The sequence below is a fragment of the Mycobacterium lehmannii genome, from assembly GCF_002245535.1.
Classification (GTDB): Bacteria; Actinomycetota; Actinomycetes; order Mycobacteriales; family Mycobacteriaceae; genus Mycobacterium; species Mycobacterium lehmannii.
The window spans coordinates 53175-78194 of record NZ_NKCN01000012.1; the positions used below are offsets into that span (position 1 = coordinate 53175).

Annotated in this window: 22 protein-coding genes; 14 read left to right on the top strand and 8 right to left on the bottom strand. The window is 66.3% G+C overall.

Annotated features, from left to right (window positions below):
• The first annotated feature begins 1 nt into the window (after nucleotide 1).
• Nucleotides 2–874, top strand: coding sequence for an enoyl-CoA hydratase/isomerase family protein (locus CEX87_RS14990; protein ID WP_064425112.1), 873 nt, complete (start codon nucleotides 2–4; stop codon nucleotides 872–874).
• Between the two features lie 64 nt (nucleotides 875–938).
• Nucleotides 939–2114 (top strand): thiolase family protein, encoded by a 1176-nt coding sequence (locus tag CEX87_RS14995; RefSeq protein ID WP_064425113.1) that lies wholly within the window; start codon nucleotides 939–941, stop codon nucleotides 2112–2114.
• A 55-nt stretch (nucleotides 2115–2169) separates the two neighbouring features.
• Here CEX87_RS14995 and CEX87_RS15000 read toward each other — a convergent pair whose 3' ends face one another.
• Nucleotides 2170–2907, bottom strand: coding sequence for a TetR/AcrR family transcriptional regulator (locus CEX87_RS15000; RefSeq protein WP_064425114.1), 738 nt, complete (start codon nucleotides 2905–2907; stop codon nucleotides 2170–2172).
• A 231-nt stretch (nucleotides 2908–3138) separates the two neighbouring features.
• On the opposite strand from CEX87_RS15000, the gene CEX87_RS15005 reads away from it, so the two are divergent.
• From CEX87_RS15005 to CEX87_RS15050, 10 genes are all read left to right on the top strand, one after another.
• Nucleotides 3139–3936 (top strand): SDR family NAD(P)-dependent oxidoreductase, encoded by a 798-nt coding sequence (locus CEX87_RS15005; protein ID WP_094287906.1) that lies wholly within the window; start codon nucleotides 3139–3141, stop codon nucleotides 3934–3936.
• Nucleotides 3937–3978: 42 nt separating this feature from the next.
• Nucleotides 3979–4986: a dihydrodipicolinate synthase family protein gene (locus CEX87_RS15010; RefSeq protein ID WP_094287908.1), complete on the top strand. Its 1008-nt coding sequence runs from the start codon at nucleotides 3979–3981 to the stop codon at nucleotides 4984–4986.
• A gap of 85 nt (nucleotides 4987–5071) precedes the next feature.
• The gene (locus CEX87_RS15015) at nucleotides 5072–5938 is read left to right on the top strand and encodes an enoyl-CoA hydratase (RefSeq protein ID WP_094287910.1); all 867 of its coding nucleotides are present in this window, start codon (nucleotides 5072–5074) and stop codon (nucleotides 5936–5938) included.
• A 23-nt stretch (nucleotides 5939–5961) separates the two neighbouring features.
• Nucleotides 5962–7152, top strand: a complete 1191-nt coding sequence (locus CEX87_RS15020) for an amidohydrolase family protein (protein ID WP_094288011.1) — start codon at nucleotides 5962–5964, stop codon at nucleotides 7150–7152.
• 103 nt (nucleotides 7153–7255) lie between these two features.
• Nucleotides 7256–8869, top strand: a complete 1614-nt coding sequence (locus tag CEX87_RS15025) for an acyl-CoA synthetase (protein WP_064398319.1) — start codon at nucleotides 7256–7258, stop codon at nucleotides 8867–8869.
• Entirely contained in the window at nucleotides 8866–9702 is an 837-nt protein-coding gene (locus CEX87_RS15030; RefSeq protein WP_094287912.1) for an amidohydrolase family protein, read from the top strand. The genes CEX87_RS15025 and CEX87_RS15030 overlap by 4 nt, the downstream gene beginning before the upstream one ends.
• Nucleotides 9702–10748: an acyl-CoA dehydrogenase family protein gene (locus tag CEX87_RS15035; protein ID WP_064417628.1), complete on the top strand. Its 1047-nt coding sequence runs from the start codon at nucleotides 9702–9704 to the stop codon at nucleotides 10746–10748. The genes CEX87_RS15030 and CEX87_RS15035 overlap by 1 nt, the downstream gene beginning before the upstream one ends.
• A complete protein-coding gene (locus tag CEX87_RS15040; protein WP_094287914.1) occupies nucleotides 10748–11941 on the top strand; it encodes an acyl-CoA dehydrogenase family protein in 1194 nt (397 codons plus the stop codon). The genes CEX87_RS15035 and CEX87_RS15040 overlap by 1 nt, the downstream gene beginning before the upstream one ends.
• A gap of 82 nt (nucleotides 11942–12023) precedes the next feature.
• The gene (locus CEX87_RS15045; RefSeq protein WP_064398329.1) at nucleotides 12024–13058 is read left to right on the top strand and encodes an NAD-dependent epimerase/dehydratase family protein; all 1035 of its coding nucleotides are present in this window, start codon (nucleotides 12024–12026) and stop codon (nucleotides 13056–13058) included.
• 7 nt (nucleotides 13059–13065) lie between these two features.
• Nucleotides 13066–13554, top strand: coding sequence for a nuclear transport factor 2 family protein (locus tag CEX87_RS15050; RefSeq protein WP_064398330.1), 489 nt, complete (start codon nucleotides 13066–13068; stop codon nucleotides 13552–13554).
• 11 nt (nucleotides 13555–13565) lie between these two features.
• Here the strand turns inward: CEX87_RS15050 and CEX87_RS15055 are convergent, their stop codons facing one another.
• The 3 genes from CEX87_RS15055 to CEX87_RS15065 all read right to left on the bottom strand — a co-directional run bounded on the left by CEX87_RS15055 (nucleotide 13566) and on the right by CEX87_RS15065 (nucleotide 16909).
• Nucleotides 13566–14390, bottom strand: coding sequence for an alpha/beta fold hydrolase (locus CEX87_RS15055; protein WP_064398332.1), 825 nt, complete (start codon nucleotides 14388–14390; stop codon nucleotides 13566–13568).
• A gap of 141 nt (nucleotides 14391–14531) precedes the next feature.
• Nucleotides 14532–15761 (bottom strand): amidohydrolase family protein, encoded by a 1230-nt coding sequence (locus CEX87_RS15060; RefSeq protein WP_094287916.1) that lies wholly within the window; start codon nucleotides 15759–15761, stop codon nucleotides 14532–14534.
• Nucleotides 15762–15763: 2 nt separating this feature from the next.
• Nucleotides 15764–16909 carry a thiolase family protein gene (locus CEX87_RS15065; RefSeq protein ID WP_094287918.1) on the bottom strand — a complete coding sequence of 382 codons (1146 nt, stop codon included), beginning with the start codon at nucleotides 16907–16909 and terminating at the stop codon, nucleotides 15764–15766.
• Between the two features lie 66 nt (nucleotides 16910–16975).
• Here CEX87_RS15065 and CEX87_RS15070 point away from each other — a divergent pair, with 66 nt between their 5' ends.
• Nucleotides 16976–19162 (top strand): molybdopterin-containing oxidoreductase family protein, encoded by a 2187-nt coding sequence (locus tag CEX87_RS15070; protein WP_094287920.1) that lies wholly within the window; start codon nucleotides 16976–16978, stop codon nucleotides 19160–19162.
• Between the two features lie 140 nt (nucleotides 19163–19302).
• Here CEX87_RS15070 and CEX87_RS15075 read toward each other — a convergent pair whose 3' ends face one another.
• Nucleotides 19303–20517 (bottom strand): CaiB/BaiF CoA transferase family protein, encoded by a 1215-nt coding sequence (locus tag CEX87_RS15075; RefSeq protein ID WP_064398338.1) that lies wholly within the window; start codon nucleotides 20515–20517, stop codon nucleotides 19303–19305.
• Nucleotides 20518–20709: 192 nt separating this feature from the next.
• Between CEX87_RS15075 and CEX87_RS15080 the strand changes: the two genes are divergently transcribed.
• A complete protein-coding gene (locus tag CEX87_RS15080) occupies nucleotides 20710–22188 on the top strand; it encodes an aldehyde dehydrogenase family protein (protein ID WP_235630336.1) in 1479 nt (492 codons plus the stop codon).
• Here the strand turns inward: CEX87_RS15080 and CEX87_RS15085 are convergent.
• From CEX87_RS15085 to CEX87_RS15095, 3 genes are all read right to left on the bottom strand, one after another.
• On the bottom strand, nucleotides 22172–22813 hold the full coding sequence (locus CEX87_RS15085) for a TetR/AcrR family transcriptional regulator (protein WP_094287922.1): 642 nt from the start codon (nucleotides 22811–22813) through the stop codon (nucleotides 22172–22174). The two genes, CEX87_RS15080 and CEX87_RS15085, sit on opposite strands and share 17 nt — an antisense overlap.
• 3 nt (nucleotides 22814–22816) lie before the next feature.
• Nucleotides 22817–24025: a cytochrome P450 gene (locus tag CEX87_RS15090; protein WP_094287924.1), complete on the bottom strand. Its 1209-nt coding sequence runs from the start codon at nucleotides 24023–24025 to the stop codon at nucleotides 22817–22819.
• A gap of 67 nt (nucleotides 24026–24092) precedes the next feature.
• On the bottom strand, nucleotides 24093–24899 hold the full coding sequence (locus CEX87_RS15095; protein ID WP_094288012.1) for a coniferyl-alcohol dehydrogenase: 807 nt from the start codon (nucleotides 24897–24899) through the stop codon (nucleotides 24093–24095).
• Nucleotides 24900–25020: the final 121 nt, after the last annotated feature.

Consider the following 25020-nt stretch of genomic DNA (forward strand, 5'->3'; position numbering starts at 1 on the left):
CATGACCACCGCCGATGACCGCGTGCTGTTCGACGTCGACCGCGACAAGCGGATCGCGACCATCACGCTGAACAACCCCGCCCAGCGCAACTCCTACGACGCGGCGATGCGCGAGACCGTCGGCCGCCACCTCGACCAGGTCGCCGAGGACGACGACATCACCGTCGTGCTGCTGCGCGGCGCCGAAGGGGTGTTCAGCACGGGCGCGGACATGAACAACGCGTACGGCTGGTATGGCGAGAAGGACTCGCCGCAGGCCAAGCGGCGCCCGAGTCAACGGCGCCGGCTCACGGTGGACCGCAAGACCTTCGGCTTCTACCACAACTTCATGGGCTTTCCGAAAGTCACGGTGGGGGAGATCAGCGGCTATGCGCTGGGCGGCGGCTTCGAGATGGCGTTGATGACCGACATCTCCGTCATCGCCCGCACCACCAAGATCGGCATGCCCGCCACCCGGTTCCTCGGCCCCGCACTGGGCAGCCTGCACATGTTCTTCCACCGGCTGGGCCCGGTGTTGGTCCGTCGGCTGCTGCTGACCGGCGACATCATCGAGGCGGGCTCGATCGAACATCTCGGCGTCTTCACCGAGACCTGCCAGGCCGACCAGGTGACCAGGCGGGCCCGGTACTGGGCGGAGAAGGCCGCCAAGATGCCCGCCGACGGGATCGTGATCGCCAAGGAGGCGTTCCGCCTCGTCGAGCAGAGTCAGGCCTACCAGGGCGAGGAAGTGGCGAGCTACCTGTTCCACGCGTACGGGACGAACCTGCAGTTCGCCGAGGGTGAGTTCAACTTCGTCAAGACCCGCGCGCAGCACGGCACCAAGGAGGCCTTCCGGCTGCGTGACGAGCATTTCCACGTACCCGAGCCCGAGTAGCGGGGTCCGCTACACTGGCTGCTAGTTTTGTAACGTCGTTAACGTCGAAACCCGAGGTAGAAACATGGGAACACCCGTCATCGTCGGTGCCGCCAGGACCGCGATCGGTCGATCCTTCAAGGGGACACTGGTCAACACTCCGCCGGAGACGCTGATCACCGCCGTTCTGCCGGAGGTGATCCGTCGCTCGGGTATCGACCCCAACGACATCGACGATCTGATCTTCGCCGAATCCCATTATGGCGGAGGCGATTTGGCTCGCTATGCGGCCGACGCGGCCGGGCTGCCGGATGTCCCGGGCCAGTCGGTGAACCGGCACTGCGCGGGCAGCCTCACCGCGATCGGCAACGCCGCGGCGCAGATCGGCTCCGGTATGGAACGTGCGCTGATCGCCGGCGGTGTGCAGTCGCTGTCGATGACGCCGCTGGTCAACTGGCGTATCCCGGGCCCTGAGCTGAAGTTCGAAGAGAAGTGGATGCCGCCCACCCACGTCGAGACGCCGGACGCGCCGACGCGCGACATGTCGATCACCGTCGGATGGAACACCGCGCAGTCGGTCGGCATCACGCGTGAGGAGATGGACGCCTGGGCGGCGCGGTCGCACCAGCGCGCGATCGCGGCGATCGACGCGGGCAAGTTCGTCGACGAGATCGTGCCGCTGAAGGTGCAGCAGTTCGATGGCTCGGTCACCGAATTCAGCGTCGACGAGCACCCGCGCCGCGACACCACGGCCGAGAAGCTGGCCGGCCTCAAGCCCCTGCACCCCGAGATCGAGGGCTTCTCGATCACCGCGGGCAACAGCAGCGGCACCAACGACGCGGCCGCCGCGGTGGCGCTCGTCGACAGCGACTACGCCGCCGCCAACAACCTGACCACGCTGGCCACCGTGAAGGCCTGGGCCGCAGCGGGTGTGCCCCCGCGCGACTGCGGGCTCGGCGCGGTGAAGGTGATCGGCAAGGTGCTCGACCGCGCCGGACTCAAGCCGTCCGACGTCACGCTGTGGGAGATCAACGAGGCGTTCGCGTCGGTGCCGATCGCGGCGTGCCGCGAGTACGGCATCGACGAGGAGCTGGTGAACTTCTCCGGAAGCGGTTGCAGTCTCGGCCATCCCATCGCGGCATCGGGTGCGCGGATGGTCACCACGCTGGTCTACGAATTGCAGCGGCGCGGCGGCGGAATCGGCGTCGCGGCCATGTGTGCCGGCGGCGGCCAGGGCGGCGCGGTCGTCGTCGAGGTCTAGCAGGCTTGGGTGTAGTTGGTTGCGGTGAGCGCGACCAACTACACCGAACCCGCATCTAGCGCTTGCGGGCGGCCTTCTTCGCCGACTTCGCGCCGGCGTCATCGATCAGGCGTTCCGCCCGGTCCAGGATGCACTCGAGACCGAATTCGAAGTTCTTGTCGTCGGCCGCCCCGATGTGGTGGCCCTTCTCGGTGACCAACGCCAGCAGCGGTGTGCTGTCGGCGTCGATGCTCATGGTGTCCTCGAGATCGCTGGGGCCCTCGTTGGCGGCCCGATTCTTCTCCCGAAGGCGGTGCAGCACAACGGATCCGCGAACGTGCACCGAGACCGCCGAGTAGGTGTCGAACGCGTCCTCGGCCGACAGGCCTGCCTCGACCAGGCCGGCGATCGCTTTCTCCACCTCCTGCACGCCGAGCTTGGCCACCCGGGGGCTCAGCGCCGACCGGATGAGGATCAGGTCGCAAAGAATCGGGTTGCCCATGAACGTCTTTCGCATGGTGTGGGCATGGTTGCGCAGCGTCTCACGCCAGTCCTTGGCTTCGACATATGGCGTGGCGAACACGTACTGGCGCAGCGCGCGGTCGGTCATCGCGTTGAGGAGATCGTCCTTCTTGCGGAAGTACCAGTAGATGCTGGTGACGCCGACGCCGAGATGCTTGCCGAGCAACGGCATGGACAGGTTGTCGATGCCCACCTCTTCGGCGAGTTCGAAGGCGCCCTTGATGATGTCGTCGGGATTGATCGATCCGCGCTCGCGTCGTTGACGCTTCTCCGCGGTCGCCTGCCTTGCCACCTAGGGCACCTCCATCGAATAAGCCGCGCGCACCCCCCGTAAAGCGGGTTGGTGGACCTGAATGTACCGTCAGCCGCCCCTGATCTGCGCCAATGCAGGTGTGTCGCGGCTGCGCCGTTGCCGTCAACCATACCGGGAGCCGTTCCGTCACCGGCCGCCACGTGGATTCCGCTGTTCTACTGTAAGTCCTATAGTAAGCTTTTCTACGCAATCGGGTGAGCGAAAGGCCGCATGGACCTCGGGCTGAAGGACGCCACCGCTGTCGTCGTCGGCGGCGGGCGCGGAATGGGCTTTGCGACGGCGCGCTGCCTGGCCGAGGACGGGGCCAGGATCGCGGTTGTGGGGCGGACGCCGGATGTCCTCGAAGATGCGGCGACGGCCCTTGCCGAAATCGGCAGCCCGGACACGCTCGCACTGAGCGCCGACACCACCGACGCCGATCAGGTGCAGCGAGCCTTCGACGAAGTCGCGCAGCGCTGGGACGGGCGACTCAACATCCTGATCAACGCCGTCGGCCCCGACGCCGTCGGCACCTTCGAGGACCTGACCGACGAACAGTGGCGCGTCGCGTTCGACAGCGGCGTGATGGGCATGGTGCATTGCGTGCGCTCGGCGCTACCGCTGTTGCGCGCGGCCGAATGGGCGCGCGTGGTCAACTTCTCCGCCCATTCGACGCAACGGCAGAGCGTGATCCTGCCCGCCTACACCGCCGCCAAAGCGGCGCTGACGAGCATCTCGAAGAACCTGTCGCTGCTGCTGGCCCCCGACGAGATCATGGTCAACGTGGTCTCTCCGGGCAGCATCGCCTCCGAGGCGCTGATCGGCTGGGCCGAGTCGGTGGGCGTCGACGGCAACGATCCGTACGCGTTGATGTCGGCCATCGGCGAGCACTTCGGCCATCCGGCGCATCTCCCGCGCGCGGGTTTGCCCGACGAAATCGCGCCCGTGGTCGCGTTTCTCGCGTCCCGCCGCAACTCGTACATGACCGGTGCCAACGTCAATGTCGACGGGGGCTCAGATTTCACCTGAGCCTTCGCGTGGGGTTCATCGGAATCGGCTGAGGAGGTCATCGTGGCTTCGGCGAAGGACGCCCGGGAGTGGGCTCGAAATCATCTGCGCGGGATCGGTGATTCGCTGTACACGCCGTTTCGCGGTGTCGACGGTGACGACATCGACTGGGACGCCTACCGGACGCTGGTGCGGCACTGCGTCGGTACGTTGAACCATCCGCTGTTGTGGTGTACGAGCGGTATCGCCGAGTTCTGGGCGCTGACCATCGACGAGCGAAAGCGGTTGCTGGAGATCGCGATCGAGGAGGGCCGCGCCGCCAACCCCGACGTCGTCGTGCAGGCGTGCACGGCGGCGACGGCTGCCAAGGACTGCCTCGAGCTCACGCGTCACGCGCAAGAGGCCGGCGCCGACATCGTCTACATCCAGACACCGATGATGGAGGCGCACGGCGGGCAGGGGGTACTGAACTTCTTCCGCTACATCGCCGACCGCACCGACATCGCGTTGGGCATGTTCAATTCGCCGTCGTCGGGCTATGTCCTGACGCCGGCCGAAAGCGCCGCCATCTACGACCAGATTCCGGCGGTCTGCGCGACGAAGGAAGGGGCGTTCCGCCCGATGGCCAGCCGGATGCTGCACGAGTTGGCGCCGGATCTCGCGGTGTGGGAGTGCGACAAGACCGTCTACCGCGCGGGCTGGCTGCGCGACGGCATCGTGTGCCCCGCGCAGCTCGGCACCGCCGGCTACCTGTTCGAGACCCCGGAGCGACGCGTGTTCAGCGAGTACTGGGAGCTGATTGTCAACGACAAACTGGTCGAGGCGATGGACCACGCGCGCGAGTCCGGGCTCGACCGGTTCGACCTCGACATGGGTTCGTGGTTCACCTGCTATCCCGGGCGGCCCGACTACTTCACCCACTGGGGAGGGGCGTTCAAGTACGCGGCGTCGGTGCTCGGCCTGCCGATCGGGGAGTATCCGCACTCCCGGCCGCCGCAGGCCCACCTACCCGCCGAGGCGAAAGCCCAGATCGACACCGCGTATCGGCGGCTCGGGCTGGTCGACAACTAGCTGAGCGACGGTTGCGGAAGGCGCTACCGATAGGTGTACAGTATGAGCATTCACAGAGCTTGCGCCGCTGGAAGGGGACTGCTGGGTGAGCGCTCCTGACCAAGTCGCCGACGCCCACTCCGACTCCGAGGCCGCGCCGGTCCGCTACGAGGTGTTCGACACCGGGGTCGCGCTGCTCACCTTCAACCGGCCCGACCGGATGAACGGGTGGGGCGGAGGGCTCGCCGGCACGTTCTACGAACGCATGGACGACGCCGAGGCCGACCCCGCGGTGCGCGTGATCGTGGTCACCGGCAGCGGCCGCGCGTTCTGTGCCGGGGCCGACATGGGGGACCTGACGACGATCAGCGCCGCGACGGTGGATGCCACCGCCGACACCGACGTCGGCAAGCTGGTCGGCGCCCGGCATCCGCATTTTGTGATGGGCATGCGCAAGCCCGTCATCGCCGCGATCAACGGCGCCTGCGCGGGCATGGGGCTGACGCTGGCCCTGGCGTGCGACGTGCGGTTCGCGGCCGAGGGCGCCAAGTTCACCACGTCGTTCGCCCGGCGCGGGTTGATCGCCGAATACGGCATCTCGTGGATCCTGCCGCGCATTGTCGGCACCGGGGTGGCCATGGACCTGCTGCTGTCGGGGCGGGTGTTCTTCGCCGACGAGGCCGCCCGACTGGGCGTGGTCAACGAGGTGGTGGCACCGGACGAGTTGCTGGCCCGCGCGATCGGCTACGCCGAGGACATGGCCGCCAACTGCGCGCCCAGTTCACTGGCGGTGATCAAACAACAGGTGTACGCAGACAGCATGCGCGATGTCTTCGACGCCAGCGACCATGCCGAGAAGCTGATGCACGAGTCGATGACCCGACCCGACTTCCTCGAGGGCATCACGAGTTTCTTCGAGAAGCGCCCGCCGAACTTTCCGCCCCTGAAACCTGAGAAGGAGGATGCGTCGTGAGCGCACCACAGCCCTTGGACTACATGGCGATCGACGTGGACAACCACTACTACGAACCGCTGGACGCGTGCACCCGGCACCTGCCCAAAGAATTCCGCAGCCGCGGCGTGCAGATGCTGAGCGACGGAAAACGCACCTACGCGGTGTTCGGCGGTGTGATCAACCATTTCATCCCCAACCCGACGTTCGACCCGATCATTGAACCCGGCTGCCTGGACCTCCTGTTCCGCGGCGAGATACCCGAAGGTGTGGATCCGGCGTCGCTGATGAAGGTCGACCGGCTGGCCGATCATCCCGAGTACCAGAACCGCGACGCACGCGTGAAGATTCTCGACAAGCAGAACCTCGAAACCGTGTTCATGCTGCCGACTTTCGCGTGCGGCGTCGAGGAGGGCCTCAAACACGACATCCCGGCCACCATGGCGACAGTCCATGCTTTCAACCTGTGGCTCGACGAGGACTGGGGGTTCGACCGGCCTGATCACCGCATCATCGCGGCGCCGATCATCTCGCTGGCCGACCCCGAGAAGGCCGTCGAGGAAGTCGATTTCGTGCTGAGCCGGGATGCGAAGCTGGTGTGCGTGCGGCCGGCGCCGGTGCCGGGTGAAGTAAGGCCGCGCTCACTCGGCGATCCGCTGCACGACCCGGTGTGGGCGCGCCTGGCCGAAGCCGGTGTCCCCGTGGTCTTCCATCTGTCGGATTCGGGCTACATGGCGATCCCGGCGCTGTGGGGTGGCAGCGGTGTGTTCAAGGGCTTCGGTAGGCGCGATCCGCTCGACATGGTGATCATGGACGACCGCGCCATCCACGACAGCATCGCCTCGATGATCGTCCATCAGGTGTTCACCCGCCACCCCAAGCTCAAGGTGGTGAGCATCGAGAACGGCTCCTACTTCGTCTACCGGCTCATCAAGCGGCTCAAGAAGTCCGCCAACAACGCGCCGTACCACTACAAGGAGGATCCGGTCGAGCAGCTGCGCAACAACGTGTGGATCGCGCCGTACTACGAGGACGACGTGAAGCTGCTCGCCGACACCATCGGCGTCGACAAGATCCTGTTCGGGTCGGACTGGCCGCACGGTGAGGGGCTGGCGGATCCCACCTCGTTCACCGCCGACATCCCGCAGTTCCCGGAGTTCAGCCACGAGGACACTCGAAAGGTGATGCGCGACAACGCTCTCGAACTGCTGGGCGTGACCGTGACGGCCAAGTGATGCCGACCGGATTCGGAATCAGGCGCCACTGTGCGGTTTCATCCGGACATGGCCGCGTGTCGCGGATGAAACCGCACAACGGGAACCTCGGGGGCGCTGGCAGATGAGCGAGTGGACGATCGGGGCGGTCCTCGACGCAATCGCGCAGGCCGCGCCGGACCGGTTGATGACGGTCTGCGGTGACCGGCGCAGCACGTTCGGCGAGTCCGCAGAGCGCACCCGCCGGCTAGCGAACTTCCTGGCCGGTCAGGGGTTCGGCGCGCACCGGGAACGCGCGGATCTGCAGAACTGGGAGTGCGGACAGGACCGGGTCGCGCTGCTCATGCACAACGACCTGTACCCGGACATGGTGATCGGATGTCTGAAGGCCCGGACGGTTCCGGTCAACGTCAACTACAACTACACCCCGCGCGAGGTCGCCGAGCTCCTCGACTACCTGCGTCCGCGCGCGGTGATCTACCACCGGTCGTTCGGCCCGAAGTTCGCCGACGTGCTGCCGCCCGCTTCGGCGGACCTGTTGATCGAGATCGACGACGACGCTTACGTACGACAGCTCGCCGACGCCATCACACTCGATGATGTTCTCGCGCAAGGCGATAGCGACGTCGACATCACCGCCTCGCCCGATGACGTCATGATGGTGTGCACGGGCGGGACAACCGGCAGGCCCAAGGGCGTGATGTGGCGCCAGAGCGACACCTACGTCATCTCGATGAACGGGGCCGACCACGAGTCGGTCGACGAGATCCACGCCAAGGTCGCGCACGGCGGTCAGGCCTGGTTCGCGGTCTCGCCGCTGATGCATGCGGCGGGGATGTGGACGGCGTTCGCCGCCCTGCTCAACGGCTTGCCCGTGATCCTCTACGACCGAACGCGATTCGACGCGCGGGCGGTGCTGGAAACCGCCCAGCGGGAGAAGGTCGGGCTGATGACGATGGTCGGCGACGCCTACGCGGCACCGTTGGTCGAGGAGCTGCGTCGCGGCTCCTATGACCTGTCGTCCTTGTTCGCGATCGGGACCGGCGGGGCGGCCACCAATCCGAAACATCAACGCGCCCTGCTGGAGTTGCTTCCTCAGATCACCCTCATCAACGGATACGGGTCCTCCGAGACCGGCAACGTCGGATTCGGTCGCAGCCAGCGCGGCGAGCAGAAGGAGACCTTCGAGCTGCGCGAGGGCGCGCTGGTGCTGTCCGAGGACTACCGCCGCTTCCTCGAGCCCGGCGAGGACGAGATCGGCTTCGTCGCCCGCGGCGGCCGAATCCCGCTCGGCTACTTCGACGACGAGGCGGCGACGCGCCGGACCTTCCCGGTGGTCGACGGTCAGCGCGTGGTCATCTCGGGTGACCGCGGATCGCTGGCCGCCGACGGCACGCTGCGGTTGTTCGGACGCGATTCGTTGGTCGTCAACACGGGAGGCGAGAAGGTGTTCGTCGAGGAGGTCGAAGAGGTGCTGCGCGCGCATCCGGCGATATCGGATGCCCTGGTGGTGGGGCGGCCGAGCGAGCGGTGGGGTGAGGAGATCGTGGCGCTCGTTTCGCTGCGCGACGGCGCCCAAACCGCTCACGAGCCGTTGCACGCGCACTGCACGTCGAGCCTGGCCCGGTTCAAGGCGCCCAAGGAGTTCATCTTCGTCGACCAGGTGCGTCGGCTTGGAAACGGCAAGCCCGACTACCGCTGGGCCAAAGCCGCTGCGACACAACAGGTGAGCGCATGAGCACACGGGCCATTGATTGTCTGGTCAACGTCCACTTCGGCGAGACCGAACAACAGCCGACATGGATGCTCAAGGTCCGCGACGACTACTTCAAGGGCCCACAGTCGATGTTCGCCCCCGTCGACCTCGGCGAACTGCTCGAGGAGATGGACGAGCAGGGGGTCCAGAAGGCGATCCTGATGGACAGCATCGCCAAACCCTCGACCACGGCGCGCAAGTTCGTCGACGCCAGACCCGACAGGTTCGCGCTGGCGATCGGCGGGGTCAACCTGCTGCGCCCGATCCCGTCGCTGCGCGAGTTGGCGTCCGTCGTCAACGACTTGCCGGTGGCGTATGCGGCGGTGGGACCGAGCTTTTGGGGTGACGGGCAATACCCGCCCAGCGACGCCGTGTACTACCCGCTCTACACCAAGTGCGCCGAACTCGGGCTGCCGCTGTGCGTCAACACCGGGATACCCGGCCCGCCGATCCCCGGCGAGGTGCAGAACCCGATCCACCTCGACCGCGTCTGCGTGCGATTCCCCGAACTCAAACTGTGCATGATCCACGGCGCCGACCCGTGGTGGGACGTCGCGATCCGCCTGCTGATCAAATACCAGAACCTTCGCCTGATGACGTCGGCGTGGTCGCCGAAGCGGCTGCCTGACAGCCTGCTGCACTACATGCGCACCCGTGGACCGAACAAGGTGATCTACGCGTCGGACTGGCCGGTGCTCAAGATGCGTCGGGTCGTGCCCGAGGCGCTCGCGCTTGACCTGCCGGCCGAGGTGCTGGACAACTACCTGTACAACAACGCGCAGGAGTTCTTCTTCGGCGCCGACGAGGAGCAGTGATGGACCGCTACGAACTGCGCAGGCTCGACTACAGCCTGTCGGATGATCACCAGGCGCTGCAGGCGGCGTACAAGGACTTCTTCAAGACGCACTGTTCGATCGAGACCGTCCGCGCCGCAGAGGCATCCGGCTTCGACAAGAGCCTCTGGGAGCGGCTGTGCACGATGGGCGCGACCACGATGGCCCTGCCCGAGGACGTGGGCGGCGACGGAGCGACGCTGGTCGATCTGACCTTGGTGGCCGAGGAGATCGGCCGCTCTCTGGCGCCGGTGCCCTGGATCGACCACGTGAGCGCGGCGCGCCTGCTCGGCCGACTCGGCGCGACCGCCCCTGACATCGTGAGTGGTACGCAGATCGTGGGGCTGGACCCGCAGCAGGACAGCGCTTCTGGTGTGCGCCTGCTGCCGAGCGGATCGGTTGCCGACCACATCGTGCTGCGCGACGGTGACGACATTGTCAAGCTGACGTTCGCCACACGACCCACCAAGGTCGACAACATCGGCCGACTGCCCATGGCGTGGATCGACCCGGCCGCCGCAGACACCCGCACCGTCCTGGCCAGCGGGACCGACGCGCTCGCGGAGTATCAACGGGCACTTGACGAATGGCGGGTGCTGACCGGAGCGGCGCTCGTCGGTCTGGTCGAGGAGACGATGACGATCGCCGCGGAGTTCGCCAAGTCGCGTTACACCCTCGGAGTGCCCATCTCGACACTGCAGGCGATCTCGCATCCACTGGCCAACATCGCCATCACGGTGCAGGGCGGGCGCAACCTGGCCCGGCGCGCCGCATGGTTCCTCGACAACGAACCCGACGAGCGGCCCGAACTGGCGCCGTCGGCGTTCGTGTTCATGGCCGAAGAGGCGTCCAAGGCCGCCACGATGGCGGTGCAGGTTCAAGGCGGGCTCGGGGTGTCGGCGGAGGCCGCCGCCAGTGCGTACCTCCTGCGTGCCCGCGGGTGGGCGCTCGCCGGGGGAGACCCGGCCGCCGCCGCCAAGTACATCGCCGGGATCGTCGCGGCTCGCGAGAGTGGAGAGGGCAAGTAATGGATTTCTCACGAGTCGAACTCTCCGAAGAGGACCAGGCGTTCCTCGAGGAGTCGCGCGCCTTCCTGCGCGAGATCGTCACCGACGACGTCATCCGGCGCGACCGTGAGACCGGCGACAACTTCGACGAGGGCGTGCATTTGGCGCTGGGCAAGGCCGGTTACCTTGCCCGCGAATGGAAGCCCGAGTCCGAGGGCGGGTTCAACCGGGTTCGGCGGCGCATCTGGGAGCTGGAGAAGCGCCGCGCCCACGTGCCATGGGTGACGTTCGGCACCACGGCCATGATCGCGCGGTCGGTCGACAAGTTCGGCTCACCCGAACTCAAGGCCGAGGTGATGCCGCGGGTGTACACCGGCGAGGTCCGGCTCTGCCTGGGCTACACCGAACCCGAGGGCGGATCCGACGTGGCCACGTGCAAGACCAGGGCCGTGCGCGACGGCGACGGGTGGGTTATCAACGGCTCCAAGATGTTCACCACCGGCGCGCACAACTGCCAGTACGTCTTCCTGATCACCAACACCGACCCCGACGCACCGAAACACAAGAGCCTCACCATGTTTCTGGTTCCATTGGATTCGCCCGGCATCGAGATCCAGGGCATCCGCACCGTCGACGGCGACCGGACGAACATCGTCTACTACAGCGACGTACGCGTCGACGACAAGTACCGTCTCGGTGAGGTCAACGACGGCTGGACCGTGGTGCGCGAACCGCTCAACGTCGAACACGGCGCCGTCGAGGCGGCCGCCGACGGCCTGCAGGACGTCTCGATCATGATGCACCAGGCCAACACCATGGCCGCCGCTGTCGACAAGGCCGCAGCCAAGGTCACGGAACCGGATCCCAACGGCCGCAGGCTGATCGACGATGGGTCGGTCGCATACCGCTTGGGCCGCGGCGTCGCCCGCATGGAGGCGTCGTTCTCGGCCACCAGCATCTTCGGTCGGGTGGCCTTGGCGCAGGCGATGCGCGACATCTCACCCGATCTGATGGATCTGCTCGGTACTGCGGCCTCGCTGCCGCTGGGCACCGACGGTGCCGCCGACGACGGCGCGGCCGAATACGTGTACCGCTTCGCGCCGCTGGTCGGGATCTACGGCGGCACGCTGGAGGTGTTCCGCAACATGATCGCCCAGTACGTGCTCGGCCTCGGCAAGCCCGCATACGCCCCGCCGGCCAAGAAAGCCTCTTGACCTTGATTCCGCGAGCGTCCGCGTTTGCACACGACACGCCGCGACAAGGTGACAATTTCCGGTCGCTCGCGAGGTAGAGAGAATGACAGAAACGCCCCCGACAGCTACACCGCCCGCCCGCCGCGCGCTGGTGATGGGCCCGAGCGGTTTCGTCGGTTCGCACGTCACACGCAAACTCGCCGAACGCGGCGACGACGTCCGGGTGTATCTGCGTCAGACGAGCTCGACGGTGGCGATCGATGACCTCGACGTCGAACGCTGTTACGGCGATCTCTACGACGAGGAAGCGCTGCGCGCGGCGATGGCCGACCGTGACGTCGTCTACTACTGCGTCGTCGACACCCGATTCCATCTGAGCGACCCGGCCCCGCTGTTCGAGACAAACGTCAACTGCCTGCGCCGCGTGCTCGACGTCGCGGCGAAGGCCGGGCTGCACCGGTTCGTCTTCTGCAGCACCATCGGCACGATCGCGCTCGGCGACGGGAGCCGCCCGGTGACCGAGGACATGCCCTTCGACTGGGGAGACAAGGGCGGTGCGTACATCGAATCGCGCCGCCAGGCCGAGGAACTGGTCCTGTCCTACGCCCGCGACCGTGGCCTTCCCGCCGTGGTGATGAACGTGTCCAACCCGTACGGGCCCCGCGACTGGCAACCGCACCAGGGGCTGATGGTGCAGTACGCGGCGCTCGGCAAGATCCCGGCCTACATCAAAGGCGTGTCCACCGAGGTCGTCGGTATCGAAGACGTCGCCGAGGCGTTCCTGCTCGCCGGCGAGCGCGGCGCGGTCGGCGAGCGCTACATCATCTCCGAGAGCTACATGCCGATGCGCGATATGCTCACGACGGCGGCCAGGGCGGTCGGGGCCAAAGGACCGCGATTCGGAGTCCCGCTTCCCGTGGTTTACGCGGCGGTGCGGGTCGCAGGCGCGCTGGCCCGACTGTTGCGGCGAGAACTCCCGATCAACACAACCGGTATTCGGCTCTTGCACATCATGGCGCCTGCAGACCACGGTAAGGCGACCCGAGAACTCGGCTGGCACCCGCGGCCCACCGCCGAGTCGCTCGAGCGGGCCGCGCATTTCTACGTCGAACAGGCGAAGAGGACGACCGCAAGATGACCACGAGATGACCGAAGCCGACCTCGTCGAGATCGAGGCGATCAAACAACTGAAGGCCCGCTACTGTCGTCTCCTCGACACCAAGGACTGGGTGGCGTGGCGGGGACTGTTCGCCGACGACTTCCTCAGCGACACTTCCCCTGCCGGTGGGAAGGTGATCCGTGGCGCCGACGACTTCGTCGCGTTCACCCGTAAGAGCCTGCGCAGTCAGGTCACCGTCCATCAGGTGCACGCCCCTGAGATCGAGCTGACCTCACCGACGACGGCACGCGGCGTATGGGCTCTTGAAGACGTCGTGCGCTTCGGCCCCGGCGTCAACCTGCGCGGCTACGGCCACTATCACGAGACCTACGAGAAGATCGACGGCCAGTGGCGCTTCACCAGTTCGACCTTGACGCGCCTGCGCGAAGACGTCTTCAACGGCATTGTCGCCGTGTACATCTCCGCCCGCGTGCGCAAGCTCATCATGGCGGCCTCCCGCCGCGCGATGAAGTGAGCCGCCCGCGGTCAGGACCGGATGAACTCAAGCAGGTCGGGGTTGATGACGTCGTGGTGGGTGACGAACGCGCCGTGCGGAAAGCCGGGGTAGGTCTTCAAGGTTCCGTTCGGCAGTAGCTTCGCCGACAGCGGACCGGAGTTCTCGTAAGGCACGATCTGGTCGTCGTCGCCGTGCATCACCAGGACCGGAATGGTGATCTTCTTCAGGTCCTCGGTGAAGTCGGTCTGCGAGAAGGCGACGATGCCGTCGTAATGCGCCTTGGCACCACCCATCATGCCTTGGCGCCACCAGTTCTCGATGATCGCTTCCGACGGTTCCACGCCCGGGCGGTTGAACCCGTAGAACGGGCCGGCGGCCAGAGAGCGATAGAACTCCGAGCGGTTCGCCGCCAACTGCGCCTGCAGATCGTCGAACACGTCCTTGGGCAGGCCGCCGGGATTGGCGTCCGTCTTGACCATCAGCGGCGGTACGGAACTGATCAGCACCGCCTTGGCCGCACGCGACTGCCCGTGCCGAGCCAGATAGTGCGCCACCTCGCCACCGCCGGTGGAGTGGCCGATGTGGACCGCGTCGTGCAGATCGAGGTGCTCGACGACGGCCGCGAGATCGTCGGCGTAGTGGTCCATGTCGTGGCCGTCGGCGACCTGAGCGGAGCGGCCATGCCCACGGCGGTCGTGGGCGATCACACGGTATCCGTGTTGTAGGAAGAACACCATCTGCGTGTCCCAGTCGTCGGCCGACAGCGGCCAACCGTGGCTGAACACGATCGGCTGACCCGACCCCCAATCCTTGAAGAAGATCTCGACGCCGTCGTTCGTGGTGATCGTGGGCATTGGTGGCTCCTTCCCGGGAGGCTACGCGCACTCTGCCACGCCATGTCCTCCCGCGCGAGCGTGCGAGTCTGCACAGGACACGCCGGTCACGAGCGACACTGCACGCACGCTCACCCCGCGGTGACTGTGCGTCTCCCGCGGTCAGGCGTTCGACAGCGCGGGCGGTCTGACCGCGTCCAGGTCCGGGTTCGCGATCGGCAGGCCCATGAACCGGCGTGCGTTGTCGCCCATGAAGTCATAGGTGCGACGCACGTCCATGCCCTCGGCGTACTTCCAGAACCCCTTCGGTTCCGCGAGCCCCTCCGGGTGCGGGTACTCCGAACCGAACAGCACCTTGTCCCAGCCCACGGTGTCGACGACGTCGGACACGCAGCCCTCCCAGAACGGGCTCACCCAGATGTTGCGCCGGAACACGTCGTGCGGATGTTCACCGAAGTTCTGCGGCATCTTGCGGTAAAGATCACCGAAGTCCTTGAACAGCGGCTCGATCCACGAGCTGCCGTTCTCGACGCTGGCGATGCGCAGCTTTGGGAAGCGCGTCAGCGTGCCGTGGCAGATCAGGGCGGTGATCATGTCGGCGATCTCGCGGTGTCCCAGCACCATCCACCGAAACGCGCTCTGCGCCATGAAGTTCTGGGTATAGGGCGGTTCCCACTGCCCGACGTAGTCGTCGAGCGGCGGATAGCTGGCGTGCAACACGATGGGTAACCCGGCCGCTTCGACGTCGCGCCAGAACGGGTCGAACTCGGGCAGCGCCGGTGAGCGCCAACCGTGCAGCCCCCGAACCGGTCCCGGTTTGATCAGCGCGACCTTGGCGCCGTTGTCGAGGATGTACTCCAGTTCGCGCTGTGCGCCGTCGACCTCGGAGAGGTTGATGATCGGAGTGGAGAAGATCCGGTCGTCGTAGTTGAAGCTCCAGTGCTCGGCCATCCACTGGTTGAGCGCATGGATGACCGCGAGGCTCAGTTGGGGATCGTCGGCGGTGGCGTGTTCGATCAGGCTGGCCAACGTTGGGTAGTTCAGCGCCTCGACGACGCCCTGCCGGTCGAGTTCGGCGATGCGGTCCACCGGATTACGGGTCGCGGCCGGTGCCTCGATCGCCGGGCCTTGCATTTCGCGCAGTGTCAGCCCGTCGGTGTTCTCACCGGCGAAGAACTTTTCGTGGGCACCGGGCGCGGCCACCCGTTCGAATGTCGGGTTGGGGATGAAGTCGTTGACGCGGTTGTTGATGACGATTCGTGTGTGCCGACCGATCTGGGCGAATTGCACGGCCCGCGAGTACTTGTCGGGTAGATACTTGACCAGCGCGTCGGCGGTCTCGTACATGTGCTGGTCCGCGTCGAAGATCGGCGCATCGGTGAACTGGGTCATGGTCACCTCGTCAGGATCGTCGCGGCGGCGGTTCCGGGTGCGCCGTAAAGCTGCGCGAAGCCGACCTTCGGCTCGCCGGGCACCTGGCGGTCGCCGGCTTCGCCGCGCAATTGGCGGACCAACTCGTGGATCTGACGCAGGCCCGATGCACCGATCGGCTCACCGTTGGCGATCAGCCCGCCGTCGGTGTTGATCGGCAGCGGACCGGTGATCTCGGTGGCCCCGTCGGCCAACAGCTTCTCCTGGTCGCCGTCGGCGCAGAAGCCGCATTCGGCCATGTGGATGATCTCGGCACCGGCGTCGGTGTCCTGCAACTGGACGACGTCGACGTCCTGCGGCGCCACACCGGCCTTTTCGAAGGCGGCTTTTGCTGCGTAGACGGTGGGCGCGACGTCCTCCTCGACGGGGGCGAACGTCGTGTTCACCTCGTACGCACCGTATTTGCGGGTCCGGACCTCGACCGCGCGCAGGTACACGGGTTTGGTGGTGTAGCGCTCGGCGATGTCGGCGCGACACATCACGACCGCGGCCGCTCCCTCGTCGGGTGCGCAGAACATGTACTGGGTGAGCGGATAGTTCAGCATCGTCGAGTTGAGGATCTGGTCTTCGGGGATGGGTTTGCGGCGGAACGCGTTGGGGTTTAGCGCGCCGTTGCGGAAGTTCTTGGCCGCCACCTTGGCCAGCGTTTGCTGGGAAATGCCGTGCTCGTGCAGGTAGCGGTTGGCTTTCATCCCGAAGAACTGGGTGGTGAGGTACTGACCGTTCTCGGCGTACCAGCGCGGCATGCCGACCAGGGCGGGATCTTCGGTGAACGCGCCGCGCGGATGTTTGTCCAGCCCGATCGCGATGCCGATGTCGTAGTCGCCCAACCGGATTCCGTCGGCGCACACCTTGGCTGCGCTGGCCGCCGTCGCGCAGGCGTTGAACACGTTGGTGAACGGGATTCCCGACAGCCCCACCATGCCGACGATCGCGTCGGGGTTGGCCACGGTCCAGCTGCCTCCGGTGGCGAACTGCACGTCCTTCCACTCGACACCGGCGTCGGCGACGGCGGCGAAAATCGCGTCAACCCCCATCTCCATCGCGGATTTGCCCTCGAAACGCCCGAAGGGATGCAGTCCGACACCGATGATCGCCACGTCGTGCATGCCTGATCCTCTCTGGTCAACGCCGATCCGACGTGTAACTGTAACTCTTACAGTATCGTAATCGGCGTGGCGCCGGTCATCGAGAACAAGCCGACCTTCTGCCGGATCTGCGAGCCGTTGTGCGGAATGATCGCGACGGTCGAGGACGGTCGCCTGGTGGCGCTGCGACCGGACAAGGAACATCCGCTGTCGGCCGGCTTCGCGTGCCAGAAGGGCATCGCGTTCACCGAGGTCGTCAACGATCCGGACCGGGTGACGCGGCCGCTGCGTCGCGGGCCGTCCGGCTTCGAAGAGGTGACGTGGGATGAGGCGATGGCCGACATCGCCGACCGCCTGTCGCGAATCGTGCGTCGCCGCGGCTCCGGCGCGGTGGGCTGGTACATGGGCAATCCGGGGGCCTTCAGCTACGCGCACACTTTCGCGGCGTTGTTGTTCATGAAGGGTCTCGGCCGCCACGGGCACTACTTCACCGCGTCCTCACAAGACACCAACAGCAGGCTCATCGCGAGCCAGTTGCTCTACGGGGTTCCCACGTCGGTGCCGATTCCAGATCTGACGCGAACCGACCTGCTGGTGATGATGGGCGCGAATCCGGTTGTGTCACACGGCAGCTTCCTGACCGCGCCGCGGATCAAGGACCGCATGCACGACATCGTCAAGCGTGGTGGACGCGTGGTGATCGTCGACCCGCGGCGCAGCGAGACCGCCGTGGCGTTCGAGTGGCTCGGTATCGCGCCGGACACCGACTCGCTGCTGCTGCTCTCGTTGCTGCACGTGATGTTCGCCGACGGCCTGGTCGACGTGGCCGCGGTGAAACGCAAGGCCGACGGCGTGGACTGGCTGCGCGACCTGTGCAGGCCCTTCACCCCGGAGTCGACGTCAGCGCGAACCGGGATCGACGCGGACAGCGTGCGGGGCTTGGCGCGTGACCTGGTGAGCACACCGCGCGCGGCTATCTACGGCAGGCTCGGCACCTGTGTCGGCAGCCATGGCACGCTGACCACGTACCTGATCGACGCGGTGAACCTGGTGGCGGGCAATCTCGACGTGCCCGGCGGTTCGGTGTTCAGCTCTATGCACACCGTCGGCCAGAAGTGGCAGAACGTGGCGATGGGTGCCGTGATGCGCCGGTCCTACCGGCGGAAGCGCTCGCGGGTCGGCGCGATCCCGAGCGCGATCGGTTCGGAGCCTGCGGCGCTGATGGCCAAGGAGATCACAACACCGGGCGAGCGCCAGATCCGGGCGATGTTCGTTTCGGCAGGCAATCCTGTGCTGTCGGTGCCCAACGGTGAGGAACTCGAGGCGGCGTTCGGTGAGCTGGAGCTGTCGGTCGCGCTCGACTTCTACGTCACCGAGACGAGCGCGCAGTGCGACTATATCCTGCCGGTGACGACAATGTACGAGCGCGACGACTTCCCGTATACGTTCCAAGGGTTTCAGGCCACGCCGTTTCGCCAAGCGACCGAGGCCGTGCTGGCCCCGGTGGGCGACGCCCGCGGAGAGTGGGACATCGTCGAGGAGCTGGCTCGACGGCTGGCCCGTCGAGTGCCTGCGTTCGCGGTATTCTCCGGAATGCGAAAGCTCGTGCAGTTTCTAGGATCCGAGGCATCGCCGCGGGCCATGATCGACGCCCTGATCCGGATGTCGGAGGGCGGCGACAGGTTCGGTCTGCGCCGCGGCGGGCTGACGCTGCGACGGCTGACCGAGCAGCATCCGCACGGCGTTGTGGTCGCACCGCACATCCGCACGGGCGTGTTGCGCGAGGCGGTCGGTTATCTGTCGCGCCGGGTTCGGCTGGCGCATCAGGGGATTGCCACCGAGACCGACAAGTTGTCGCGGCGGGCGCTGCCCGACGGCTACCCGCTGCGGATGATCGGGTTGCGCGAGCCGCGCTCGGAGAACTCGTGGATGCACAACTCGCCGTTGTTGATGCGGGGTGACCGTCGCCAGCATGCGCTGATGCATGTCGACGACGCGGCCGAGCAGCACATCGTCGACGGCGACGACGTGCGGATCGCCTCACCGTACGGCGCGATCACCGTGCCGGTGTTGACGACGAAGGACCTCCTGCCCGGGGTCGTCGCGGTGCCACACGGCTGGGGGCACAAGGGAACCGGGAGCTGGCGGCTGGCCAACCGGGCCGGCGGCGCGAACGTCAACCAGCTGACATCCAGCGACCCGGCCGACGTCGAGGCGCTGTCCGGGATGGCGTGGCTGACGGGCGTGCCCATACGGGTCGAGCGGGTTCCGTAACTCCGCGAGCGTGCGTCTGCTGCCGACAGGCCACATCCTCGCCATTTCGCGCACGCTCACGGGGCGCCCGGCGTGCGCAAAGTGCTGTTGTGGCGCGGTGTTTCGTGTGCAGACACGCGCGCTCGCGCAACTAGGGGAGGTCAGGCGATCGCGCCCTTTTCCTTCAGCGCCTCGATGCGGTCCCAGTCCATGCCGATATCCATCAGCACCAGCTCGGTGTGCTCGCTGGCCTGCGGTGCGCGCGTCGTCTCCAGCGGCTCGTGGTTGAACTGCACCGGGCCGCGAACGACCTTGAAGGGCTCGCCCCCGTCGGCCGCCTCGACCTCGACGACCATGTCGTTGGCGAGCGCCTGCTCGTCGGTGGTCAGATCGAGGAAGCTCTGGAACGGCGCCCACTGGCCCTTCATGGTCTTCAGCCGTTGACGCCAGTACTCGAAAGGCTTGCTGCGGATCTTCTCGCGAATCAATTCGACTGCCGCGGCAGCGTTCTCGATCAGCGGCATCACGTCGCCGAAACGCGGATCGTCGGCGAGTTCTGGCAGTTCTAGATGCTCGAACGCGTCGCGGATGTAACCGGTCGGGCTGACGATGCACAAGTTGATCGTGCCGCCGTCGGAGGTCAGATAGTTTGCCATGAACGGATTCACGCTCGGGCCCGCGGCATCCGGCATCAGCGAGCGCATGGTCTCGCCGGTCTCCATGCCCTGTGTCACGCTGGCCCCGCCGGCCCACCATGCCGTGCTCAGCAGCGAGACGTCGAGTTCGACCGCCTCACCGGTACGCATCCGGTGAAAAAGTGCGGCCGAGATACCACCCGCGATGTTCATCCCGCCGATCGAGTCGCCGAACGCCGGGATGCCCTGTGACAGCGCCCCGCCGATTTCCTCGGGGGTCAAGGCGTGCCCGACCCCGCTGCGGGTCCAGAAGGCGGTGCCGTCGAATCCGCCGGTGTCGCGCTCGGGCCCCTTGTCGCCGTATGCGCTGCCGCGCGCGTAGATGATGTCGGGGTTCGCGGCGCGAATGTGCTCGACGTCGAACTTGTTCTTCTGTCGTTGCGCGGGAAGGTAATTGGTGAGGAAGACATCCGAGGTCTTGGCGATCTCGTAGAGCACCTCCTGACCCTCGGGTGTCGACACGTCGATGCCGACACTGCGCTTACCGCGGTTGGGGTGTTCGATCAGTGGATGGCGGTTGGGGTCGAGTTGGAATCCGCCCATGTTGATGAACCCCCGTTGGGTGTCGCCGCGCACTGGGTGTTCGACCTTGATGACGTCGGCGCCCCAGTCGGCGAGGATCGCTCCCGCTGCCGGAACGAAGGTGAACTGTGCGACCTCGAGGACGCGCACGCCCTCCATGACCTTGACCAAAATCGGCTCCTCATACCCGGCGCTCCGGCTGTTGTATAAACTTACTGTAAGCATTACAGTTAGTCGTCCCGCTATGAGAGTCTACGAGGTAGCCGCTTGAGCTCCGCCAGGAATCCAGAGGAACCGACCGAGACCAGCATCGACGTCGGCCAGCGAGCCGCGGGACGCGCCGAATCGCGGATGCTCATCGACGGGGAGCTCGTGTCGTCGGCCTCCGGCGCGCAATTCGACAACCTGAGCCCGGCCACCGGCCGACTGTTGGGCAGCACGGCCGCCGCTGAGGCCGAGGATATGGATCGCGCGATCGCCGCCGCCCGTCGCGCTTTCGACGAGACCGACTGGGCCACCAATCGACACCTGCGCGCGCGCTGCCTGGATCAGCTGCAGTTCGCGATCGAGGCCGAGCAGGAGGAGCTGCGTGAAGAGCTGATCGCCGAGGTCGGCGCTCCGGTGATGACAACCCGGTCCGCACAACTGGATTGGCCGTTGGCAGACGGCCTGCGGTACCCCGCCCGGCTGATGCTCGATTTCGGATGGGAGCGAACGCTCGACGGAGGCGGGCTGTTCGGCGAGCGCAACGTGCGCACGGTGATCAAGGAGCCGGTCGGCGTCGTCGCCGCGATCACCCCGTCCAACTTCCCGATCGAGGTGATCCTCAACAAGCTCGGGCCCGCGCTCGCGACCGGAAACACTCTGGTGCTCAAGCCGGATCCGAACACGCCGTGGAACGCCACTCGGCTCGGCCGGCTCATCGCCGAGCACACCGACATCCCTCCCGGCGTCGTCAACGTGGTGCCCACACCGTCCAACGACGTCGCCGGGCTGCTCGGCACCGACCCCCGCGTCGACATGGTCTCGTTCACCGGCTCGACAGACGTCGGCAAGCGGTTGATGCGGCAGGGCGCCGACACGATGAAGCGGATGTTTCTGGAACTGGGCGGCAAGTCAGTGTCGATCGTGCTCGACGACGCCCCGCCCGCGGCGATCGTCGGGTCGGCGGTGGGAGTGTGCGTGCACGCGGGTCAGGCCTGTGCGGCCACGACGCGCATGCTGGTGCACCGGTCGCGCTACGACGAGGCCGTCGCCACGGTCACCGCCGCCTATCAGGGTGTGCCGGTCGGCGATCCGGTCCAGCCCGACACGTTGGTGGGGCCGGTGATCAGCGCCGCGCAGAAGAAGCGGGTCCTCGACGCGATCGAGCAGGCCCGCGCGGACGGTGCCGAGATCGCCGCGGGCGGCGGGCCCGTCGCAAACCTTCCCGACCATCTGGCGGACGGGCATTACGTGGCGCCGACGGTGATCGTCGGCGTCGGCAACGATGCGGCGATCGCGCAGCAGGAAGTATTCGGCCCGGTGCTGGTGGTGATGTCGTTCGATGACGACGACGAGGCGGTGCGGATCGCCAACGACAGCGCATACGGATTGGCGGGTGCGGTTTCGTCGCGCTCACTGGAGCGCGGGATGGGGATCGCCCGTCGCATCCGCACCGGTTCGTTCGGCGTGAACGGGGGCATGTTCTACGGGGCCGATGCGCCGTTCGGCGGATTCAAAAGCAGCGGTGTCGGAAGACAGTGCGGCGTCGAAGGTTTCGAACAGTACCTCGAGTCGAAAACGGTGGCCTACCGCGCACCGAAGAACAGCGCTACGCCGCCGCGATGATCGCTTCGGCGTGGTCGAGGATGCTGTCGAGGATGTAGCCGAAGTCGATGTCGTCGGCGAACCCGATGTAGCGGCCGCCGTCGTCGCGCTGAGAGGGGAAGCCCTCGGTACGCTCCTGGAGTCGCTCGAGAACCACCGAACCCCGGATGTGCACCGAAATCGCGCCATACGTCTCGGCGGCCTGGTCGACCGTGAGCCCCGCTTCGACCAGCGCCCCGATCGGCTGCCCCAGTTTCTGCAGCGCACCGTGCATCGCACGGTGTCCGAACTGCCCGCGGATCAGCACCAGATCGCAGAGGATGGGGTCCGCACGGAACCGCTTACGCATGGTCAAGGCGTGGTCGCGCAACGACTCTCGCCAATTCGACGCCGAGATGGTCGGTACCGTGAACTCGAACCGCTCCAGCGCCCGGTCGGTCATCGCGTCGAGAAGATCGTCCTTGCGGCGGAAGTACCAGTAGATGCTGGTGACGCCGACGCCGAGGTGTTTGGCGAGTTGCGGCATGCTCAGGTTCTCGATCGACACCTCCTGCGCGACCTGCAGTGCGCCCTCGAGGATCTCTTCGGCATTGATGGAGCCGCGGTCACGGCGCCGGCGGGTACGGCCGCCCGCGGCTTTGGCCATGGATCAACCGGCCGGATCGAACGTCACGGGCAACGCCGTGGGTGAGCGGAAGGGTTGGCCGGCGATGTGGGGGTTGTCGTCGGTGACGAGTTCGATGTTGGTCAGCCGGTCCAGTAGGGATTCCATCGCGACCCGGGTCTCCATGCGCGCTAGATGCAGTCCCATACAGGTGTGCTCGCCCGCCGCGAAGGAGATGTGCGGTGTGCGCTTGCGGAAGATGTCGAACTCCTCGGAGCGTTCCCACCGGTTTTCGTCGCGGTTGGCCGATCCGATGCATACGTCGATCACCGAACCCTCGGGGATGGTGACACCTCCGAGCTCGGTTTCCTCGGTCGCGTAGCGCTGCACGGTGGTCAACGGCGTCTCAAACCGTAGGCCTTCTTCGATGGCCGGCGAGATGAGCTCCCGGTCGGCCTGTACCGCTGCGAACTGCTCAGGGTGGGTGAGCAACAGGTACAGCAGGTTTCCCGACGACCGGTACGTTGTCTCCAGCCCCGCGGGCAGCAGCAGCCGCAGGAACGAGTAGATGGACTCGTCGCTGAGTTTCTCGCCGTCGATCTCGGCGGTGACCAGATCGCCGATGATGTCCTCGGTCGGCTTGGACCTGCGCTTGTCGATCTGCGCCAGGAAGTAATCCTTCAGCGCGGCGGACGCCTCGAATGCGCGCTTGTACCGGACGTGGTAGCTGATCAATTCGACGGCCCGCTTACGGAACCACGGCAGGTCCTCCTCGGGCAGGCCAAGCAGCTTGGAGATGACGCGGGTCGGGAACTCGAATGTGAATTCCCGAACCAGGTCTGCGCTCCTGTTGTCGATGAACTCATCGATCAGCGCGGTGACCACCGGGCGCACGACCTCGGGTTCCCAGCGCGCCAACGACTTCGACTTAAACGCCGAGGACACCAGGTTGCGGTGGTCCCAGTGTTTCTTACCCTCCATCGCCAGGATGGTCGGCCCGATGAACAGGCCGATGGTGTTGTCGTAGATGTGTGAGTTGAACACCTTGCCGTCGCGGAAGACCCGGTTGACTGCATCGAAAGACACGGCCGCATAGAGGTTTTCCGGCATCGCCTCCGGCGCCTGGGACCAGTCCATGACGCTGCCGCGAAAGACACCGCTGGTTTCCCGCCGCTTCTGCGCGAACATCGGGTAGGGGTCTCGCAGCAGGTCGAAGGTTTCGTCGACCGTGGCGTCCTGTACGGGGCTATCCACGATTGATCTCCCTCGTCTGGTCCGGACAGGTAACGAGCATGGGTACTGTAAAGCTTACAGTATAGGGCTACGTGACGATAGGTGCTGGCTGGGGAAGTTGCACCGGTGCGCCCGCGAGCATCGAGTTGACGAAGCCGGCATCGACCTGGAGGTCTTGGCCGGTGATCCACCGCGCCTCCGGGGACCCGAGGAACGAGATCACCGGGACGATGTCGTCGACCGAGGCGTGCCGCCCGACGGTGGCCTTGCACATGTCCAAGACCTCCTTGCCCATGGTCTGCTCGAAGTCGGTGAGGATCGGCGTCTCGACCGGTCCGGGGCTGACCGTGTTGATCCGCACGCCGTAGGTGGTCCACGCCGGACCCGCGAGCCGTTTGGCGTACAGGATCACCGCCTGCTTGGAGGTGCTGTACACGGGATAGTCCGGATCCTGCTCGGCCTGCCAGCGCTCGACGGCGTCGGCGTCGGTGAGTTCGAGGAGTCCGGTCAGGGTGTCGATGCGCTGGTCCCATCCGAGCGCGGCGGTGGAGGCGACCGCGACGATCGATCCGCCTCGGCGCATTCGGGGGAGCATGCCCTCGACGACCAGTCGCATGCCGAGGTAATTGACCTTGAGCACATCGGCGGGCGGCGCCGTACCGGGGACGCCGGCGACGTGCGCCACCATGTCCCAGTCCGACCCGATCGAGTCGAGCAGGCCGCGAATGGCGGCCGGATCGCGCAGATCGCAACGCGCGGATTCGGAGGCCGGCGTTCGGTGGTCGCGGACATCGACTGCGAGGACGTGATCGCCGCGGTCGTGGAAATGCGTCGCGACCGCCGCCCCGATACCCGACCCCGCACCGATCACGACGACTTTGCGCTTTTCGGTCATCTCGTGCATTCCCTTCGCGGCAGACCGGCGTCGGCGTACCATTCGAACGGCCGACTGTAAGCACGACAGTAAACAATTCGGGTCCCGCAGACAATCTCTTCTGGCGATGGTGGTGTGATGA

Bases quoted from the DNA above. Each gene is read 5' to 3' on its own strand.
- CEX87_RS15035 (WP_064417628.1), top strand. From the start codon at position 9,702: ATGGACCGCTACGAACTGCGCAGGCTCGACTACAGCCTGTCGGATGAT.
- CEX87_RS15040 (WP_094287914.1), top strand. From the start codon at position 10,748: ATGGATTTCTCACGAGTCGAACTCTCCGAAGAGGACCAGGCGTTCCTC.
- CEX87_RS15030 (WP_094287912.1), top strand. From the start codon at position 8,866: ATGAGCACACGGGCCATTGATTGTCTGGTCAACGTCCACTTCGGCGAG.
- CEX87_RS15095 (WP_094288012.1), bottom strand. From the start codon at position 24,899: ATGACCGAAAAGCGCAAAGTCGTCGTGATCGGTGCGGGGTCGGGTATC.
- CEX87_RS15020 (WP_094288011.1), top strand. From the start codon at position 5,962: ATGGCGATCGACGTGGACAACCACTACTACGAACCGCTGGACGCGTGC.
- CEX87_RS15060 (WP_094287916.1), bottom strand. From the start codon at position 15,761: ATGACCCAGTTCACCGATGCGCCGATCTTCGACGCGGACCAGCACATG.
- CEX87_RS15065 (WP_094287918.1), bottom strand. From the start codon at position 16,909: ATGCACGACGTGGCGATCATCGGTGTCGGACTGCATCCCTTCGGGCGT.
- CEX87_RS15005 (WP_094287906.1), top strand. From the start codon at position 3,139: ATGGACCTCGGGCTGAAGGACGCCACCGCTGTCGTCGTCGGCGGCGGG.
- CEX87_RS15055 (WP_064398332.1), bottom strand. From the start codon at position 14,390: ATGCCCACGATCACCACGAACGACGGCGTCGAGATCTTCTTCAAGGAT.
- CEX87_RS15080 (WP_235630336.1), top strand. From the start codon at position 20,710: ATGCTCATCGACGGGGAGCTCGTGTCGTCGGCCTCCGGCGCGCAATTC.
- CEX87_RS14990 (WP_064425112.1), top strand. From the start codon at position 2: ATGACCACCGCCGATGACCGCGTGCTGTTCGACGTCGACCGCGACAAG.
- CEX87_RS15085 (WP_094287922.1), bottom strand. From the start codon at position 22,813: ATGGCCAAAGCCGCGGGCGGCCGTACCCGCCGGCGCCGTGACCGCGGC.
- CEX87_RS15075 (WP_064398338.1), bottom strand. From the start codon at position 20,517: ATGGAGGGCGTGCGCGTCCTCGAGGTCGCACAGTTCACCTTCGTTCCG.
- CEX87_RS15045 (WP_064398329.1), top strand. From the start codon at position 12,024: ATGACAGAAACGCCCCCGACAGCTACACCGCCCGCCCGCCGCGCGCTG.
- CEX87_RS15025 (WP_064398319.1), top strand. From the start codon at position 7,256: ATGAGCGAGTGGACGATCGGGGCGGTCCTCGACGCAATCGCGCAGGCC.
- CEX87_RS15050 (WP_064398330.1), top strand. From the start codon at position 13,066: ATGACCGAAGCCGACCTCGTCGAGATCGAGGCGATCAAACAACTGAAG.
- CEX87_RS14995 (WP_064425113.1), top strand. From the start codon at position 939: ATGGGAACACCCGTCATCGTCGGTGCCGCCAGGACCGCGATCGGTCGA.